At 69.0% G+C, this 15,618-nt stretch carries 14 protein-coding genes; 12 read left to right on the top strand and 2 right to left on the bottom strand.

What is annotated here, in order from left to right:
• Window positions 1-37 precede the first annotated feature (37 nt).
• The 4 genes from GPA22_RS13825 to GPA22_RS13810 all read left to right on the top strand — a co-directional run bounded on the left by GPA22_RS13825 (window position 38) and on the right by GPA22_RS13810 (window position 4,955).
• Window positions 38-1,969 (top strand): lytic transglycosylase domain-containing protein, encoded by a 1,932-nt coding sequence (locus tag GPA22_RS13825; RefSeq protein ID WP_169256651.1) that lies wholly within the window; start codon window positions 38-40, stop codon window positions 1,967-1,969.
• A 67-nt stretch (window positions 1,970-2,036) separates the two neighbouring features.
• Complete coding sequence (locus tag GPA22_RS13820; RefSeq protein WP_169256650.1) at window positions 2,037-3,005, top strand: complex I NDUFA9 subunit family protein; 969 nt, start codon at window positions 2,037-2,039, stop codon at window positions 3,003-3,005.
• A gap of 43 nt (window positions 3,006-3,048) precedes the next feature.
• Window positions 3,049-3,705, top strand: a complete 657-nt coding sequence (locus GPA22_RS13815; RefSeq protein WP_169256649.1) for a glutathione S-transferase family protein — start codon at window positions 3,049-3,051, stop codon at window positions 3,703-3,705.
• Window positions 3,705-4,955, top strand: coding sequence for a multifunctional CCA addition/repair protein (locus GPA22_RS13810; RefSeq protein WP_169256648.1), 1,251 nt, complete (start codon window positions 3,705-3,707; stop codon window positions 4,953-4,955). Before GPA22_RS13815 ends, GPA22_RS13810 begins: the two co-directional genes overlap by 1 nt.
• A gap of 21 nt (window positions 4,956-4,976) precedes the next feature.
• Here GPA22_RS13810 and GPA22_RS13805 read toward each other — a convergent pair whose 3' ends face one another.
• Complete coding sequence (locus tag GPA22_RS13805; RefSeq protein ID WP_169256647.1) at window positions 4,977-5,171, bottom strand: DUF2905 family protein; 195 nt, start codon at window positions 5,169-5,171, stop codon at window positions 4,977-4,979.
• A 215-nt stretch (window positions 5,172-5,386) separates the two neighbouring features.
• On the opposite strand from GPA22_RS13805, the gene GPA22_RS13800 reads away from it, so the two are divergent.
• A complete protein-coding gene (locus GPA22_RS13800) occupies window positions 5,387-6,193 on the top strand; it encodes an alpha/beta hydrolase (RefSeq protein WP_169256646.1) in 807 nt (268 codons plus the stop codon).
• 218 nt (window positions 6,194-6,411) lie between these two features.
• Window positions 6,412-6,612, top strand: coding sequence for a hypothetical protein (locus GPA22_RS13795; RefSeq protein WP_169256645.1), 201 nt, complete (start codon window positions 6,412-6,414; stop codon window positions 6,610-6,612).
• Window positions 6,613-6,702: 90 nt separating this feature from the next.
• Here GPA22_RS13795 and GPA22_RS13790 read toward each other — a convergent pair whose 3' ends face one another.
• Window positions 6,703-7,863 carry a class I SAM-dependent methyltransferase gene (locus tag GPA22_RS13790; RefSeq protein WP_169256644.1) on the bottom strand — a complete coding sequence of 387 codons (1,161 nt, stop codon included), beginning with the start codon at window positions 7,861-7,863 and terminating at the stop codon, window positions 6,703-6,705.
• A 95-nt stretch (window positions 7,864-7,958) separates the two neighbouring features.
• Here GPA22_RS13790 and GPA22_RS13785 point away from each other — a divergent pair, with 95 nt between their 5' ends.
• The 6 genes from GPA22_RS13785 (at window position 7,959) to GPA22_RS13760 (ending at window position 15,575) form a co-directional block, all read left to right on the top strand.
• Window positions 7,959-8,705, top strand: a complete 747-nt coding sequence (locus GPA22_RS13785) for a pteridine reductase (RefSeq protein ID WP_169256643.1) — start codon at window positions 7,959-7,961, stop codon at window positions 8,703-8,705.
• Window positions 8,706-8,762: 57 nt separating this feature from the next.
• Window positions 8,763-9,722, top strand: a complete 960-nt coding sequence (ttcA, locus tag GPA22_RS13780) for a tRNA 2-thiocytidine(32) synthetase TtcA (RefSeq protein WP_169256642.1) — start codon at window positions 8,763-8,765, stop codon at window positions 9,720-9,722.
• Window positions 9,723-9,846: 124 nt separating this feature from the next.
• The gene (locus tag GPA22_RS13775; RefSeq protein ID WP_169256641.1) at window positions 9,847-10,704 is read left to right on the top strand and encodes an FHA domain-containing protein; all 858 of its coding nucleotides are present in this window, start codon (window positions 9,847-9,849) and stop codon (window positions 10,702-10,704) included.
• 43 nt (window positions 10,705-10,747) lie between these two features.
• Window positions 10,748-11,167: a YqaA family protein gene (locus GPA22_RS13770; protein ID WP_169256640.1), complete on the top strand. Its 420-nt coding sequence runs from the start codon at window positions 10,748-10,750 to the stop codon at window positions 11,165-11,167.
• Between the two features lie 15 nt (window positions 11,168-11,182).
• On the top strand, window positions 11,183-11,542 hold the full coding sequence (locus GPA22_RS13765; RefSeq protein ID WP_169256639.1) for a RidA family protein: 360 nt from the start codon (window positions 11,183-11,185) through the stop codon (window positions 11,540-11,542).
• A gap of 145 nt (window positions 11,543-11,687) precedes the next feature.
• Window positions 11,688-15,575 carry a DUF3683 domain-containing protein gene (locus tag GPA22_RS13760; protein ID WP_169256638.1) on the top strand — a complete coding sequence of 1,296 codons (3,888 nt, stop codon included), beginning with the start codon at window positions 11,688-11,690 and terminating at the stop codon, window positions 15,573-15,575.
• Window positions 15,576-15,618: the final 43 nt, after the last annotated feature.

Genomic DNA, 15,618 nt, shown 5'->3' with positions numbered 1-15,618 from the left:
TGGTATGGTCGGGTAGATTGAAAGGGGATGTTAAGGGATGGCAAAGGGTTTGTGGGCCGCGCTGGCACTGGTGCTGGCGAGCCTGACGCAGGGAGCCCACGGGCAGGGCGGTGACGACCGCATCCTCGCGGCGCGCGACGCGGTGCGCAGCGGTGACCGCGCGACGCTGGAGCGGCTCGCCGCGGAGCGCGAGCCGCACGTGCTCGATCCCTACGTGCGCTACTGGCGGCTCGTGAACATCCTCGGTCGCCCGGAAGCCCCGCCGGTCAACGAACTCAACGAATTCCTGCTGCGCGAAGCCGACAGCGTGCTCGCCGAGCGCCTGCGCAGCGACTGGCTGCGGCGCATGGCACGCGAGTACGACTGGAGCGGCTTCCTCAAGGTCTATCCGGACCTGCGCGAGCCCGACGCCGAATTGCGCTGCCTGCAGCGCAACGCCCGGCTCGAACTGGGCGACCTCACGGTGCTCGACGAAGTGCGCACGCGCTGGATGGAACTCGCCGACAGCCACACTGCCTGCGAGCCGGTGTTCCGCACGCTGGCGCAGGCCGGCCACCTCGGCAGCGATGACCTGTGGTGGCGGGCGCGGCGCCAGATCGACAGCCGCAGCCCGTCGAATGCGCGCACCACCCTGTCGTGGATGAATGCCGCCGACGCGCCTGCGCTCGCCGACTTCGACCGCATGCTGAAGAGCCCGGCCGCGTGGCTCGACCGCCTGCCGCCGAACTTCGCCGTCTCGCGGGCCGGCCGCGAGCTCGCGCTGGCCGCGCTCGTGCGCATCGCGCGCGAGGACGCGTCCTCCGCCTACGCGCGCTTTGCGCGCTTCGAGGAGCGGCTCGGCGCGGACGAGCGGGCGTATGTCTACGCGGTGCTCGGCCACCACGGCTCGCTGCAGGGTGCCCCCGGCGCCGTGCGCTGGTTCCGCGCCGCCGGCAAGACGCCGATGAGCGCCGAACAGCGCGCATGGCGGGTCCGCGCCGAGCTGCGTGTCGAGGACTGGCGCGGCGTGCAGGCGGCGATCGAAGGCATGACCACGGCCGAACAGGCGCAGCCGGAATGGACCTACTGGCTCGGCCGCGCGCACGCCGCGCAGAGCCGTCCCGCGGAAGCCGCGGCGCTGTACGGACGCATCGCGACGCTGCCGAATTTCTACGGCATGCTGGCCGCCGAAGAGCTGGGCAGTCCGTTCGCGCCCCCCGTGCGCAACGGCAACGTCACCACCGAGGACACCGCGCGCGTCGACGCCGACCCGGGCCTGCGCCGCGCGCTCGCGCTGTACCGGCTCGAGATGCGCACCGAGGGCATGCGCGAATGGAACTGGTCGCTGCGCGGCCAGGACGACGGCTTCCTGATCGCGGCGGCACGCCTCGCGCTGCGCAACGAGATCTACGACCGCGCGATCAACACCGCCGAGCGCACCGATCCGCAGGCGAACTACGACCTGCGCTTCCTCACGCCCTACCGCCAGCTGATCGAACCGCAGGTGCGCCAGCAGGGCCTCGACATGGCCTGGGTGTATGGCCTGATGCGCCAGGAAAGCCGCTTCATCGCGCCGGCGCGCTCGAGCTCCGGCGCCCAGGGCCTGATGCAGGTGATGCCCGCCACGGGCAAGTGGGTCGCGCGCAAGATCGGCCTCTCCGGCTATCACCAGGGCATGCTGACCGACCCCGACACCAACGTGCTGCTGGGCACGAGCTATATGCGCCTGATCCTCGAGGACCTCGACGAGCATCCGGTGCTGGCATCGGCCGGCTACAATGCCGGACCGGGGCGCGCACGCAAATGGCGTGACGAACGTCCGCTCGAAGGTGCGATCTATGCAGAGACGATCCCCTTCGACGAGACCCGCGACTATGTGAAGAAGGTCATGGCCAACGCCGTCATTTATGCGGCGATGCTGGAGGCGAAGCCGCAGTCACTGAAGGCCCGGCTCGGGACGATCTCGCCGCGGCTCGCCACGGAACGCTAGTGTCCCGGGTTGCAGGTTCGTGAAATCGGGACACTAAACCCGCAAGTCCTCGCAGGGAGGCAGCAACATGAAAATGGAACGCGTCGTACTCGTCGGCGGCTCCGGCTTTGTGGGCCGCGTCATTGCGAACCGTCTGTCGCGCGAGAACATCGGCGTGCTGGTGCCGACGCGGCGTTATATCCACGCAGGCGAGTTGCTGCTGATCCCGACGGTCGAGGTCGTCGAGGCGGACGTCCATGACCCCGCCACGCTGTCGCGGCTCTTCACCGGCGCGGATGCCGTGGTCAATCTCGTCGGCATCCTGCATTCGCGCCCGGGCAACCCCTGGGGGCCGGATTTCGCGCGCGCCCACGTCGAGCTTCCGCGCAGGATCGTCGCCGCCTGCCAGGCGGCCGGGGTCGCGCGCCTCGTCCACGTCAGCGCGCTGGGCGCGTCGGCGAACGGCCCGTCCGAATACCAGCGCTCGAAGGCCGCCGGCGAGGAAGCGATCCACGCGACGGGCGACGCGCCGGCGTGGACCATCCTGCGCCCGTCGGTCATCTTCGGTCGCGAGGACAGCTTCCTCAACATGTTCGTGCGCCTCGCGCAGCGTTTTCCGGTGCTGCCGCTCGCCGGCGCCGATGCGCGCTTCCAGCCGGTGCATGTCGGGGACGTTGCCGAAGTCGTGTGGCGCTGCCTGACCGAGCCGTCGGCGCCCCGCCAGACCTTCGAGCTCGCGGGGCCCGGGATCTACACGCTGCGCGAACTCGTCGAGTATGTCACCGAGCTGTCGGGCCAGCCGCGTCCGGTGATCGGCCTGCCGGAATGGCTCGCGATGCTGCAGGCCAGGCTGATGGAGCTCGCGCCACGGCCGCTGATGAGCCGCGACAACGTGCGCTCGATGCGCGTCGACAACGTCGCCAGCGGCGCCCCGCTGCCCTTCGGCATGACGCCGGCCGGGCTCGAGGCGCTCGCGCCGACCTGGATCGGCGACCGCCACCAGCGTGCCCGCTACTACCCGATGCGCAGCCGTGCGCGCCGCCCGCGCCACGGCTGAGCTTTTTCCGCAGCACCGAGCAGCACCCTACGGAGACGAGCGCATGAAACTGATCATCGGCAACAAGAATTATTCATCCTGGTCCCTGCGCCCCTGGCTCGCAGCCCGCGCCAGCGGACAGGTTTTCGAGGAGATCCGCATCCCCCTCTTCACCGAGGGCAGCCGCGAACGCATCCTGCAGCACTCGCCCTCGGGCAAGGTGCCCTGCCTGATCGACCACGGCGTCGCGGTGTGGGACTCACTCGCGGTGTGCGAATACCTGGCCGAGAAGGCGCCCGGCCTGTGGCCGGCCGATTCCGCCGCACGCGCGGTGGCGCGCGCGATCAGCGCGGAGATGCACTCGAGCTTCCAGGACCTGCGCCAGGCCATGCCGATGAACATCCGCAAGGACTACACCGGCAAGGGCCACACGCCCGCGGTCGATGCCAACATCGCACGCATCGAAGCGATCTGGAACGACTGTCGCGCGCGCTTCGGCACGAAGGCGAATGCGGGCGGCCCCTACCTATTCGGCGCCTTCTCGATCGCCGACGCGATGTACGGGCCGATCTGCTTCCGCTTCAAGACCTACGGCGTGCAACCCGCCGGCGCGGCCGGCGAATACCTCGCGGCGATGCTCGCGCACCCGGCCATGCAGGAGTGGGAGGCCGCGGCACGCGCGGAGAGCGAATCCATCCCTGCCGAGGACCTGTACGGCTGATGCGCTGCTATGTTGTCGGCGGGGCGGTACGCGACCGCCTGCTTGGCCTGCCGGTGCAGGACCGCGACTGGGTCGTCGTCGGGGCAACGCCCGACGAGATGATCGCGCGCGGTTTCCGCCCGGTAGGCAAGGATTTCCCGGTCTTCCTGCATCCGCAGACCAACGAGGAATACGCGCTCGCGCGCACCGAGCGCAAGAGCGGGCGCGGCTACACCGGCTTCGTCGTGCACACGGCGCCGGACGTCACGCTGGAAGACGACCTGCTGCGGCGCGACCTCACGATCAACGCGATCGCCGCGGACGAGGACGGCACGCTGATCGACCCCTACGGCGGCCAGGCCGATCTCGCCGCACGCGTGTTCCGCCACGTGAGCCCCGCCTTCGCCGAGGACCCGGTGCGCATCCTGCGCGTCGCGCGCTTCGCCGCACGCTTCGGCGATTTCAGCGTGGCACCCGAGACGCTCGCACTGATGCGCACGATGGTCGACAACGGCGAGGTCGACCACCTCGTCGCCGAACGCGTGTGGCAGGAGCTCGCGCGCGGGCTGATGGAAGACCGCCCCTCGCGCATGCTGCGCGTGCTGCGCGACTGCGGCGCGCTCGCGCGCATCCTGCCGGAAGTCGAGCGCCTGTTCGGCGTGCCGCAACCGGTGGAGCACCACCCCGAGGTCGACACCGGCGAGCACGTGCTGCTGGTGCTCGACTACGCGGCGAAAACGCGGCAGCCGCTCGCCGTGCGCTGGGCCTGCCTGATGCATGACCTCGGCAAGGGCGACACGCCCGCCGACATCCTGCCGCACCACTACGGCCACGAAGCGAAGAGCGCCACCCGCGCGCGCGCGGTGTCCGAGCGCCTGCGCGCGCCGGTCGACTGCCGCGACCTCGCGGTGATCTTCGCGCGCGAGCACGGCATCCTCCATCAAGTGGCGAAATTACGCCCGGAAACCATCGTCAAGGCGCTCGAAACGGCCGACGCGCTGCGCCGGCCCGAGCGGTTCGCGCTGCTGCTGGAAGCCGCGGCCTGCGACTACCACGGCCGCCCCGGCCGCGAGGCCCCCTATGCGCCGCGCGCGGACCGCTGGCGCGCTGCGCTCGCCGCGATCCAGGGCATCGACGCCGGCGCGATCGCACGCGCCTGCACCGACAAGGCACAGATTCCGCAGCGCGTGCACGCCGCCCGCGTCGCTGCCGTCAAGGCGCTGTCCGCCGCGCCCCGCCCGGCTGCCGACCGGAAACCGGGGACCGAATGAAACGATCGGTACCGCGCGCAGTCACAAAACTCTCAAAATCGCCCACGCGAGGAGCGACAACAGGATCGTGCTGGTAAATGGCAAATGGAAAGGGCGTCCGAACAGACGAAAATGCAGGTCCCCGGGCAGATGACCGAAGCGCAGACGCGTCAGCCCGGGCCGGAACAGGCCGGTGACCAGCACCATCAGGACGACCACCACGACCCACTTCAGCACGGCCGCTCCAGCGCAAAAGCGGACATTAGACCCGGCCCGCCGCGCGCTCGCAATGTGCAGTCCGCGCGCGGCGGCGTCATTTCCGACAACACGATGCCAAGAATGACCGACCACCCTCTCCGACCGATGTCCACCCGACGTGACGCCGCCTTCCCGCTCCCCGCGCTCGTACCTGCGCCCCTTTCGTCCGCGCCCGGCACGACGGGGGTTCGCGCATGAACGCCCACCGCTTCGGAGACCTCGAAGTCCTCGCACGCAGCCCGGCAGGCAAGCCGGCGTTCGCAACGCCGCTGCTGTTCATCCACGGCGCCTACACCGGGGCGTGGTGCTGGGACGAGCACTTCATGCCGTATTTCGCCGACGCCGGCTATTCCTGTTACGCGGTTTCGCTGTCGGGGCACGGCGGCAGCCGCAAGCGCGCCGCGCTCGACACGCATTCGATCGACGACTACGTGCGCGACGTCGCCCAAGTTGTTTCAAGACTTCCGGCCGAACCGGTGCTGATCGGCCATTCGATGGGCGGCATGATCGTGCAGAAATACCTGGAACGCGCCGGCGTGCCGGCCGCCGTGCTGCTGTGCTCGGTGCCGCCGCAGGGGCTCATGGGCTCGGCGCTCGGGCTGATGTTCAGCCGCCCCAATCTCGTCAACGACCTCAACGCCATGCTCAACGGCGGCCACCCCGAGCCCGAGAGCCTGCGCGAGGCGCTGTTCCACCAGCCCATCGCCGACGACGCGCTGATGCGCTACTACCGCCAGTGCCAGCCGGAGTCCCACCGCGCGATCTGGGACATGACGCTGTTCAACCTGCCCCAGCCCACCCGCATGCACCGCCCGCCGATGCTGATCCTCGGCGCGGAGCACGACCACCTCATTCCGCCCGCGCAGGTATCCATGACCGCGGCAACCTACGGCACGCCCGCGCACATCTTCCCCGGCCTCGGGCACGGGGTGATGCTGGAGCAGGACTGGCGCACGGTCGCCGACCACATCGCCGCGTGGCTTCCGACACAAATTGTTTGATCCCGCACTGGAAATCGTGCTCATTCCCATTCATGATGAAAGCAAGGATGCGAGGAGGCATCCCCGGCAACTTCGGCGCAGCGCCCGGTTCCGCGACGCGCCGAAGTTGAAAACCAGACGTACGTCCGCACATACGGAGCACAGGGTTCAGGAATCGGAGACGGCTGCCGATAAATCACCCGGAAAGCCGATCACCCGAGCACGAAGCGGAGGCCAACATGGTGACCATCATGGACATGACGACGGGCAAGGCGATCGCGGAGCCGCCGGAAGAGTACGGCGACGAGGTGCTGAACGCGAACTGGCTGCCGCCGCAGCCGGAAGTCGCAGCGCAACTGCACGAAGTCGAGCACGCCCCGGACACGCCGGCGATCGACGTCGAGAGTTTCCTCGCAGCGGTGTACCGCTACCAGGAATGAACGACGCAGGTGTTGCGCGCGCGGCCGGTGGGGACGGCGCGCGCGCCGGATTTCCCGCGCCGGGACGCGCGGGCGGCCTGACTCATGCCGCTACAGCGCGTGCAGGCGGTCGCCGCGCATGAAACCCAGCAAGGGTTCGTCGATGCCGCGCCCCAGCGCGAGCACCTTGAACAGTTCCCCCATCTCCTGCGGCGTCGTCAGGCGCTGCACCGCGCGTGCGGCGCGGATGTAATCGGCGCTTTCCTCCGGCGCGCGCCGCGCGAGGCACTCCAGCACCCCGCAGTTGAACAGGAAGGCCGCCTGGTTCGTGTAGCCCATCACGTCCAGCCCGGCGTCGAAGGCGGCTTCGGCGGCCGCGGTGAAATCGACGAAGGCGGTGATGTCGTTGAGCCCCGGCCACAGGAAGGGGTCGGCATGCGCGTTGTGGCGGTAGTAGCACAGCAGCGTGCCGCTCGAACGCGAGGGCAGGTAGTACTCGGCGCGCGGATAGCCGTAGTCGATCAGCAGCAGCGCGCCGCGTTCGAGCCGCGCGGCCCATTCGCCGATCCACGCGCGCGCGGCCAGGTTGATCTCGGTAACATACTCGGCGCTGTCCGCGCGCGGCAGATCGAGTGCCGCGGCGGCCCCGGCGACCGCCCCGGTGGCGGGCGAATCGGCCCAGCGCAGCACGCCCTGGTCGTCGACCGCGACGCCACGCTCGAACAGGGCATCGCCGCGCGTCGCGACCAGATGCACCGGCATCACGTCGAGCACCTCGTTCGCGACCACCGCGCCGGCGAAGCGCTCGGGCAGCGCATCGAGCCATTGGACGCGCGACGCGAGATGCGGCGCCTTCGCCGCCAGCGTGTCGAACTGGCGCTCGCGCAGTTCGCCCGAGACCTCGAGGATGCCGTAGCTTTCCGGCACGCAGCCGCGGCGCTCGAGTTCGAGCAGCAGGTCGGCGGCGAGCAGCCCCGTGCCGGCGCCGACCTCGATCACGTGCGGCGCGGCTGCGCGCATCACCTGCTCGACCTGCGCCGCGAGCGCCTGGCCGAATAGCGGCGTGAGCTCCGGCGACGTGATGAAGTCGCCGCCGGGACCGAACTTTCGCGCCCCGCCGCTGTAATACCCGAGGCCGGGCGCGTAGAGCGCCAGTTCCATGTAACGCGAGAACGGGATCCAGCCGCCCGCTTCGGCAATGGCGGCGGTGATCGTACGGAGTAGGCGCGTGCTCTGGTCGAGCGCGTCGGCCGAAGGTTCGGGAAGGGACATGGGCGAAGTGAAACGGAAAACGCGTATTCTAACCGGCACACCGCAGTCCCCATGCCCGCGGTGCCGCACCAGGGCATTCTGAAACGCAGCTCAAGATGAACGCACAAGATCGACCCGTCATCCTCATCACCGGCGCCGCGCGGCGCGTCGGCGCCGACATCGCGCGCACGCTGCACGCCGGCGGTGCCGACGTCGTGCTGCACTACCGCAGCTCGTCGGCCGACGCCGAAGCGCTCGCCGCCGACCTGAACCGCACGCGCCCGGATTCGGCCTCGACCGTACGCGCCGACCTGAAGGACGACGGCGCCCCCGAGGCGCTCGCCGACGCGCTGCTGGCGCGCCACGGCCGCCTCGACGCGCTGGTGAACAACGCCTCGAGCTTCTTCGCGACGCCGATCGGCCGGATCGACGCGGCGGCGTGGACCGACCTCATCGGCTCGAACCTGAAAGGCCCGCTGTTCCTGTCGCAGGCCCTCGCGCCGGCACTGCGCGCGGCGCGCGGCGCGATCGTGAACATCGTCGACATCCACGCCGAGCGCCCCCTGCGCCATTACCCGCTGTACTGCGCGGCGAAGGCCGGCCTGCTGGGCCTGACCCGGGCCCTGGCGATCGAGCTCGCACCCGAGGTGCGCGTGAACGGCGTGTCGCCCGGCCCGGTCGACTGGCCCGAGGACGGCCAGTTCACCACCGCCGAACGGGACGAGATCGTGCGCCACACGCTGCTGGGCCGTCCCGGCAGCCCCGCCGACATCGCCCGCACGGTGCGCTTCCTGCTGCTCGACGCGCCCTACATCACCGGGCAGATCCTCGCCGTCGACGGCGGCCGCAGCGCGCATCTCTGAGCTGACGCACTCTGCCGAAAGGTATAATTCCGCTCGTTTTTGTCGCAGGATTCCGCCGTGAACGCCCCCACCGCTGCCACCGAGGCAGCCCTCCCGCCCGCCGACGCCCTCCCCGGCCCCTCCGCCGTCGCCAGCGATGCGCGCTTCTCCAACACCTTCCTGCGCCTGAAGAAGAAGCTCGAGCGCAGCGTCGGCAAGGCGATCGCGGACTTCAACATGATCGGCGAAGGCGACACCGTGCTCGTGTGCGTCTCGGGCGGCAAGGACTCCTACACGCTGCTGTCCTGCCTGATGGCGCTGCGCGAGCGCGCGCCGGTGGATTTCCGCATCGTCGCGATGAACCTCGACCAGAAGCAGCCGGGCTTTCCCGCCGACGTGCTGCCGGCCTACTTCGAGTCGATCGGCATCGAGTACCGCATCGTCACCGAGGACACCTACTCGATCGTCAAGGACAAGATCCCCGAGGGCAAGACCACCTGCTCGCTGTGCTCGCGCCTGCGCCGCGGCATCATCTACCGCGTCGCGAAGGAGATCGGCGCGACGCGCATCGCGCTCGGCCACCACCGCGACGACATGATCGAGACGCTGTTCCTCAACATGTTCTTCGGCGGCAAGCTGAAGTCGATGCCTCCGAAGCTCGTCAGCGACAACGGCGAGCACGTCGTAATCCGCCCGCTCGCCTACTGCACCGAGAACGACATCGCCCGCTTCGCGCGCACGATGGATTTCCCCATCATCCCGTGCAACCTGTGCGGCTCGCAGGAGAACGCGCAGCGCAAGCAGATCAAGAACATGCTGCAGGCCTGGGGGCGCGAGTTCCCGGGGCGTATCGAGTCGATCGCGACCGCGATGACCCAGGTCGTGCCTTCGCACCTCGCGGACAACACGCTGTTCGATTTCCGCAGCCTGACGCGCGACACGCCGGTCGCCGAGGGCGACATCGCCTTCGACCGCCCCGAACTGCCGCTCAAGAACAATGTCATTTCCATCGTAAGCGACTTCACGGACGAGGGCTGAGCGCCCATGACGACAGCTTGCGCCGTCGGCGCCGGTTGACGATCATCATCCGGCCCGGAGAATACCGCTCATGCATCGCCCGGCTGCCCCGCAGCCGAACCGCCACAGCAAGGAAACACAGGTCATGGCCCAGCCGAACAATGTGTGCGTCCTCGTCGCCGAGATCCCCGGGGTCGATCGCCTCACCGACGCCCTGGACGCCGCAGAGGCGAAACACGCGCTGGAACGCTGCCTGAATCGCGTCGACCGCGCGATCGAGGCGAAGGGCGGCACGGCGCTGCGCCGCGGTAGCGCACGCATCCGCGCCGTGTTCCCGCGCACCGACGATGCCATCTCCGCCAGTTGCGAAATGCTCGAGCGCGTGCAGAGCCTGCCGCCGCTGCGCGGCCTGCGCATGACGATCTGCGTCGGCCTGCACTTCGGCGCGGACGAATCGGGCGAAGCCGAAGTCGGCGCCCTGCACCTGGCCGAAATCGCCAAGCCGGGGCAGGCGCTGGCGAGCGAAGCCGTCGTCGCCCGGTTGTCATCGGCCTCGCGCCAGTTCGTGGCCGCCGCGCCCTCGCGCGATCCCGCCCTCGCCGGACTGGGCTTCACCGCCTTCACGATCGCGCGCCAGCCTGCCTCGGTGCCGGTCGAGCGGCCGGCCGAGCGGCCGATCATGCAACGCGCGTGCGTGCGCCACGGCGAGGAAACGCTGGTCGTCGACGAATCACGGCCGGTCGTGCTGTTCGGGCGCGAACTCGGCAACGATGTCGTGATCGCCGACCCGCGCGCCTCGCGCCAGCACGCGCGCATCGAACGCCGGCGCGAGGGCTTCGTGCTGATCGACCAGAGCACCAATGGCACCTACTTCGCCGAGGACGGCGGCACCGAGCGCTGCATCAAGGGGGCGGAGATCGTGCTCACGGGCAGCGGCCGCATCGGCTGCGGCTTCGTCGCGAACGAAATCGAGCCCGAGCTGGTGTTCATCGAGATCGTGTAACCGCCCGCCTACGCTGCGGGCGCCACCGTCCGCAGCGCCGCAGATGGACTTCCTTGCCCTGATCGACCCCGGCCCCGACGGCGGGCTGGCCGCCCTCTTCCTCGCGAGCTTCCTGTCCGCGACGCTGCTGCCGGGCGGCTCCGAGCTGGTGCTCGCCGGCGTGCTGAAGCTGCGCCCGGAGCAGCTCGCCCCCGCGCTCGCGCTCGCGACGCTCGGCAACACGCTGGGCGGCATGAGCACCTGGGGCCTCGCACGCCTGCTGCCGCAACGCGCCGACACCACCCGCCTCGACTGGGTGCGCCGTCACGGCGCACCGGCGCTGCTGCTGTCATGGGCGCCCGTCTTCGGCGACGCGCTGTGCGCCGCCGCCGGCTGGCTGCGCCTCGCCTGGCTGCCCTGCCTGCTGTGGATGGGGCTCGGCAAGCTGCTACGCTACGCGCTGATCGCCTTTTCCGTCACCTGAACCTCCCGCATTCCGATGAGCATCCAACGTCACGGCACCACCGCCCGCTACTCCGATATCGTCATTCACAACGGCACCGCCTGGATCGTCGAAGTCCCCGCCAGCGAGGACGCCGACGCCGCCACGCAGACGCGCGAGATCCTCGCGAGCTTCGACCGCCTGCTCGCCCAGGCCGGCAGCGCGCGCGACCGCCTGCTGTCGGCGACGATCTACCTCACCGACATGGCCGACTACGACGCCATGAACGCCGTGTGGGACGCGTGGCTGCCCGCCGGCACGGCGCCCTCGCGCGCCTGCGTGCAGGTCGCCGCGCTCGCCCGCGCCGGCTGGCGCGTCGAAATCGCCCTCGTCGCGGCGGTGTCGCAGCAGAACTGAATCTTCCCGGCCTGCGCCTGTCTCATCCACGCCGACACCCCGCAAAATCAAGCCCCTACGGGCTTCAAGGGCTTAAAGAAGCCTTCTATTGCACCGCAGTAAGTTACAATTTGCGGTTCACTGCTGTCCGGTACCGGAACATCTCATGACCCAACGCCTGCGCGAGATTCCCTACAACTACACGTCGTTCTCCGACCGCGAGATCGTCATCCGCCTGCTCGGCGACGAGGCGTGGCAAGCGCTGAACGCGCTGCGCGAGGAACGCGTGACCGGGCGTTCGGCGCGGATGCTGTACGAGGTGCTGGGCGACATCTGGGTCGTGCAGCGCAACCCCTACCTGCAGGACGACCTCCTCGAAAACCCCGAGCGGCGCAACGCGCTGATCGAGGCGCTGCGCCACCGGCTGCGCGAAGTCGAGAAGCGCCGCGAGGAGAGCGCGGGTGAAGACCCGGAACGCAGCGAGAAGGTCGCGAGCCTCGTCGTCGTCGCGCATGCCGCCGTCGACCGCTTCGCCGCCTTCTTCACCGACACCGAGGCGCTGCGCAGGAAGACGCTCAAGGCGCTCGCCCGCCACACCCGGCGCGACAACATCTGCTTCGACGGCCACGCGCGCGTCTCGCACGTCACCGACGCGACCGACTGGCGCGTCGAATACCCCTTCGTCGTCCTCTGCCCCGATACCGAAGAGGAGATGGCGCCGCTGGTGAAGAGCTGCATCGAGCTGGGCCTCACGATCATCCCGCGCGGCGGCGGCACCGGCTACACCGGCGGCGCCGTGCCGCTCGATGCGCGCTCGGTGGTGATCAACACCGAGAAGCTGATCGACATCGGCGCGGTCGAGGAAACGCTGCTGCCCGGCCTCGACGGCAAGCCGACGCTGCCCTACATGACGATCCGCACCGGCGCGGGCGTCGTCACCGAGCGCGTGTCGGAAGCCGCGGGCCTCGCGGGGCGCGTGTTCGCGGTCGACCCGACCTCGGCGTCCGCGTCGTGCATCGGCGGCAACATCGCGATGAACGCCGGCGGCAAAAAGGCCGTGCTGTGGGGCACGGCGCTCGACAACCTGGCGTGGTGGAAGATGGTCACGCCGGACGGCAACTGGCTCGAAGTCGAACGCCTCGACCACAACTTCGGCAAGATCCACGATCAGGAGACGGTGCATTTCCGCCTGCGCCGCTTCGACGCAAAGAGCTACGCGCTGCTGGGCGAGGAGACCCTGACGATGCCGGGCGCCTCGTGCCGCAAGACCGGCCTCGGCAAGGACGTCACCGACAAGTTCCTCGGCGGCGTGCCGGGCGTGCAGAAGGAAGGCACGGACGGCCTGATCGTCGCTGCGCGCTGGGTGCTGCACAAGATGCCGCCGGTGACGCGCACGGTGTGCCTCGAATTCTTCGGCCAGGTGCGCGAAGCGGTGCCGGCGATCGTCGAGATCACCGACTGGTTCAAGCCGGGCGCCGAAGGCAACCGCCTCGGCGTGCAGCTCGCCGGCCTCGAACACCTCGACGAACGCTACGTGAAGGCGGTCGGCTACACGACCAAGGCGAAGCGCCACGGCCGGCCGAAGATGGTGCTGATCGGCGACATCGTCGGCCACGACGAGGCCTCGGTGATGACCGCGGCCTCGGAAGTCGTGCGCATGTGCAACGTGCGTGCCGCCGAAGGCTTCATCGCGGTGAGCCCGGAACAACGCAAGCGCTTCTGGCTCGACCGCTCGCGCACCGCGGCGATCTCGCGCCACACCAACGCGTTCAAGGTGAACGAGGACGTCGTGATCCCGCTGCCGCGCATGGGCGACTACTGCGACGGCATCGAGCGCATCAACATCGAGCTCTCCACGCAGAACAAGCTCGAACTGTGCGACGCGCTGTCCGAATTCCTGCAGGGCGAGCTGCCGCTCGACCAGGGCGACGCGAACCTCTCCAGCGACGAACTCATCGGCGACCGCCGCCAGGCCGCGCTCGACTACATCGCGAGCGTGCGCCGCCGCTGGCAGTGGCTGCTCGACCACCTCGACCTGCCGCTCGCCGAGGCCGAGGCGCAGTTCGCCGAGTTCGGCGTGCATCCCGGCGAACTGACGAACCGCGCGGCGAACCCGAGGCTCTTCCACCGCCTGCAGGACTACTCCGTCCGCACCTCGTGGAAGAGCGAGCTCAAGCCGCGCCTCGACAAGATCTTCGACGGCGTGGTGTTCCGCCAGGTGCTCGCGCGCATCGAGGAAGTGCACCAGGAAGTGCTGCGCGGGCGTGTCTTCGTCGCGCTGCACATGCACGCCGGCGACGGCAACGTGCACACCAACATCCCGGTGAACTCCGACCACTACGACATGCTGCAGACCGCCAACCGCGCGGTCGACCGCATCATGGCGCTGGCGCGCTCGCTCGACGGCGTGATCTCGGGCGAGCACGGCATCGGCATCACCAAGCTCGACTACCTCACCGACGAGGAGATGGCGAACTTCTGGGCCTACAAGCAGAAGGTCGACCCGGAGGGCCGCTTCAACCGCGGCAAGCTGCAGCGCGGCGGCAACCTCCACAACGCCTACACGCCCAGCTTCAACCTGATGGGCCACGAATCGCTGATCATGGAGCAGACCGAGATCGGCGACATCGCGCACGACATCAAGGACTGCCTGCGCTGCGGCAAGTGCAAGCCGGTGTGCTCGACGCACGTGCCGCGCGCGAACCTGCTGTACAGCCCGCGCAACAAGATCCTCAGCACCTCGCTGCTGATCGAGGCGATGCTCTACGAGGAGCAGACGAGGCGTGGCGTGTCGCTCGCGCACTGGGCCGAGTTCGAGGACGTCGCGGACCACTGCACGGTGTGCCACAAGTGCGAGAAGCCCTGCCCGGTCGACATCGACTTCGGCGACGTGTCGATCAAGATGAGAAACCTGCTGCGCAAGCAGGGCAAGAAGAGCTTCAACCCCGGCAAGGCCGCGGCGATGGCCTTCCTCACCGCGAAGGACCCGGCGACGATCAAGCTGATCCGCAGCGGCATGATCGACCTCGGCTACAAGGCGCAGCGCTTCGCGCACAAGGTCGGCAAGTCGCTGGGGCTGATCCAGTCGCAGGTGAAGGCGCCGCCCGCGACGCTGGGCAAGCCGCCGATCAAGGCGCAGGTGATCCACTTCATCAACAAGCCGATGCCCGGCAACCTGCCGAAACGCACCAGCCGCGCGCTGCTCGACATCGAAGACGACAAGGTCATCCCGGTGATCCGCAACCCGCAAGTGAAGCGCGACGAATCCGAAGCCGTGTTCTACTTCCCCGGCTGCGGCTCGGAGCGCCTCTTCAGCCAGGTGGGACTGGCGACGCAGGCGATGCTGTACCAGGTGGGCGCGACGACGGTGCTGCCGCCCGGGTATCTCTGCTGCGGCTACCCGCAGACCGCTGCCGGCGAGGAGGACAAGGGCCAGCAGATCACGACGGACAACCGCGTGCTCTTCCACCGTGTCGCCAACACGCTCAACTACCTCGACATCAAGACCGTGATCGTGTCCTGCGGCACGTGCATGGACCAGCTGCAGAAGTACCAGTTCGAGAAGATCTTCCCCGGCTGCCGCCTGCTCGACATCCACGAGTACCTGATGGAGAAGGGCGTCAAGCTCGAAGGCATCACCGGCACGAAGTACATGTACCACGAGCCCTGCCACACGCCGATGAAGGTGCATTCGGGCATCAAGGTCGCGAACGAGCTGATGGGCACGCGCGTCGATCTGAGCGACCGCTGCTGCGGCGAATCGGGCACCCTCGCGGTCGCCCGCCCCGACATCTCGACCCAGGTGCGTTTCCGCAAGCAGCAGGAGATCGAGAAGGGCGCGGCGGCGCTGCGCGACGGCGGCCACGACCCGGTCAAGATCCTGACCTCCTGCCCGTCCTGCCTGCAGGGCCTGCATCGCTACACGAACGACGCAGGCGGGGTCGAGGCCGACTACATCGTCGTCGAGATCGCCAAACACGTGCTCGGCGAGAACTGGATGCCGGAGTACGTGCAGCGCGCCAACAGCGGCGGCATCGAGCGGGTACTCCTGTAGACACGCCGCCAGCCAGGAACCGGCGATGCAGAATTCAGGTACT

Source organism: Aromatoleum toluvorans, assembly GCF_012910905.1.
GTDB lineage: Bacteria > Pseudomonadota > Gammaproteobacteria > Burkholderiales > Rhodocyclaceae > Aromatoleum > Aromatoleum toluvorans.
This window is presented reverse-complemented; position numbering and strand designations above follow the sequence as displayed.

Excerpts from the sequence above, each read along its gene's own strand:
- GPA22_RS13765 (WP_169256639.1), top strand. The coding sequence starts at position 11,183 with ATGAGCATCCAACGTCACGGCACCACCGCCCGCTACTCCGATATCGTC.
- GPA22_RS13820 (WP_169256650.1), top strand. The coding sequence starts at position 2,037 with ATGAAAATGGAACGCGTCGTACTCGTCGGCGGCTCCGGCTTTGTGGGC.
- GPA22_RS13800 (WP_169256646.1), top strand. The coding sequence starts at position 5,387 with ATGAACGCCCACCGCTTCGGAGACCTCGAAGTCCTCGCACGCAGCCCG.
- GPA22_RS13785 (WP_169256643.1), top strand. The coding sequence starts at position 7,959 with ATGAACGCACAAGATCGACCCGTCATCCTCATCACCGGCGCCGCGCGG.
- GPA22_RS13790 (WP_169256644.1), bottom strand. The coding sequence starts at position 7,863 with ATGTCCCTTCCCGAACCTTCGGCCGACGCGCTCGACCAGAGCACGCGC.
- GPA22_RS13810 (WP_169256648.1), top strand. The coding sequence starts at position 3,705 with ATGCGCTGCTATGTTGTCGGCGGGGCGGTACGCGACCGCCTGCTTGGC.
- GPA22_RS13770 (WP_169256640.1), top strand. The coding sequence starts at position 10,748 with ATGGACTTCCTTGCCCTGATCGACCCCGGCCCCGACGGCGGGCTGGCC.
- GPA22_RS13815 (WP_169256649.1), top strand. The coding sequence starts at position 3,049 with ATGAAACTGATCATCGGCAACAAGAATTATTCATCCTGGTCCCTGCGC.
- GPA22_RS13760 (WP_169256638.1), top strand. The coding sequence starts at position 11,688 with ATGACCCAACGCCTGCGCGAGATTCCCTACAACTACACGTCGTTCTCC.
- GPA22_RS13775 (WP_169256641.1), top strand. The coding sequence starts at position 9,847 with ATGGCCCAGCCGAACAATGTGTGCGTCCTCGTCGCCGAGATCCCCGGG.
- GPA22_RS13825 (WP_169256651.1), top strand. The coding sequence starts at position 38 with ATGGCAAAGGGTTTGTGGGCCGCGCTGGCACTGGTGCTGGCGAGCCTG.
- GPA22_RS13795 (WP_169256645.1), top strand. The coding sequence starts at position 6,412 with ATGGTGACCATCATGGACATGACGACGGGCAAGGCGATCGCGGAGCCG.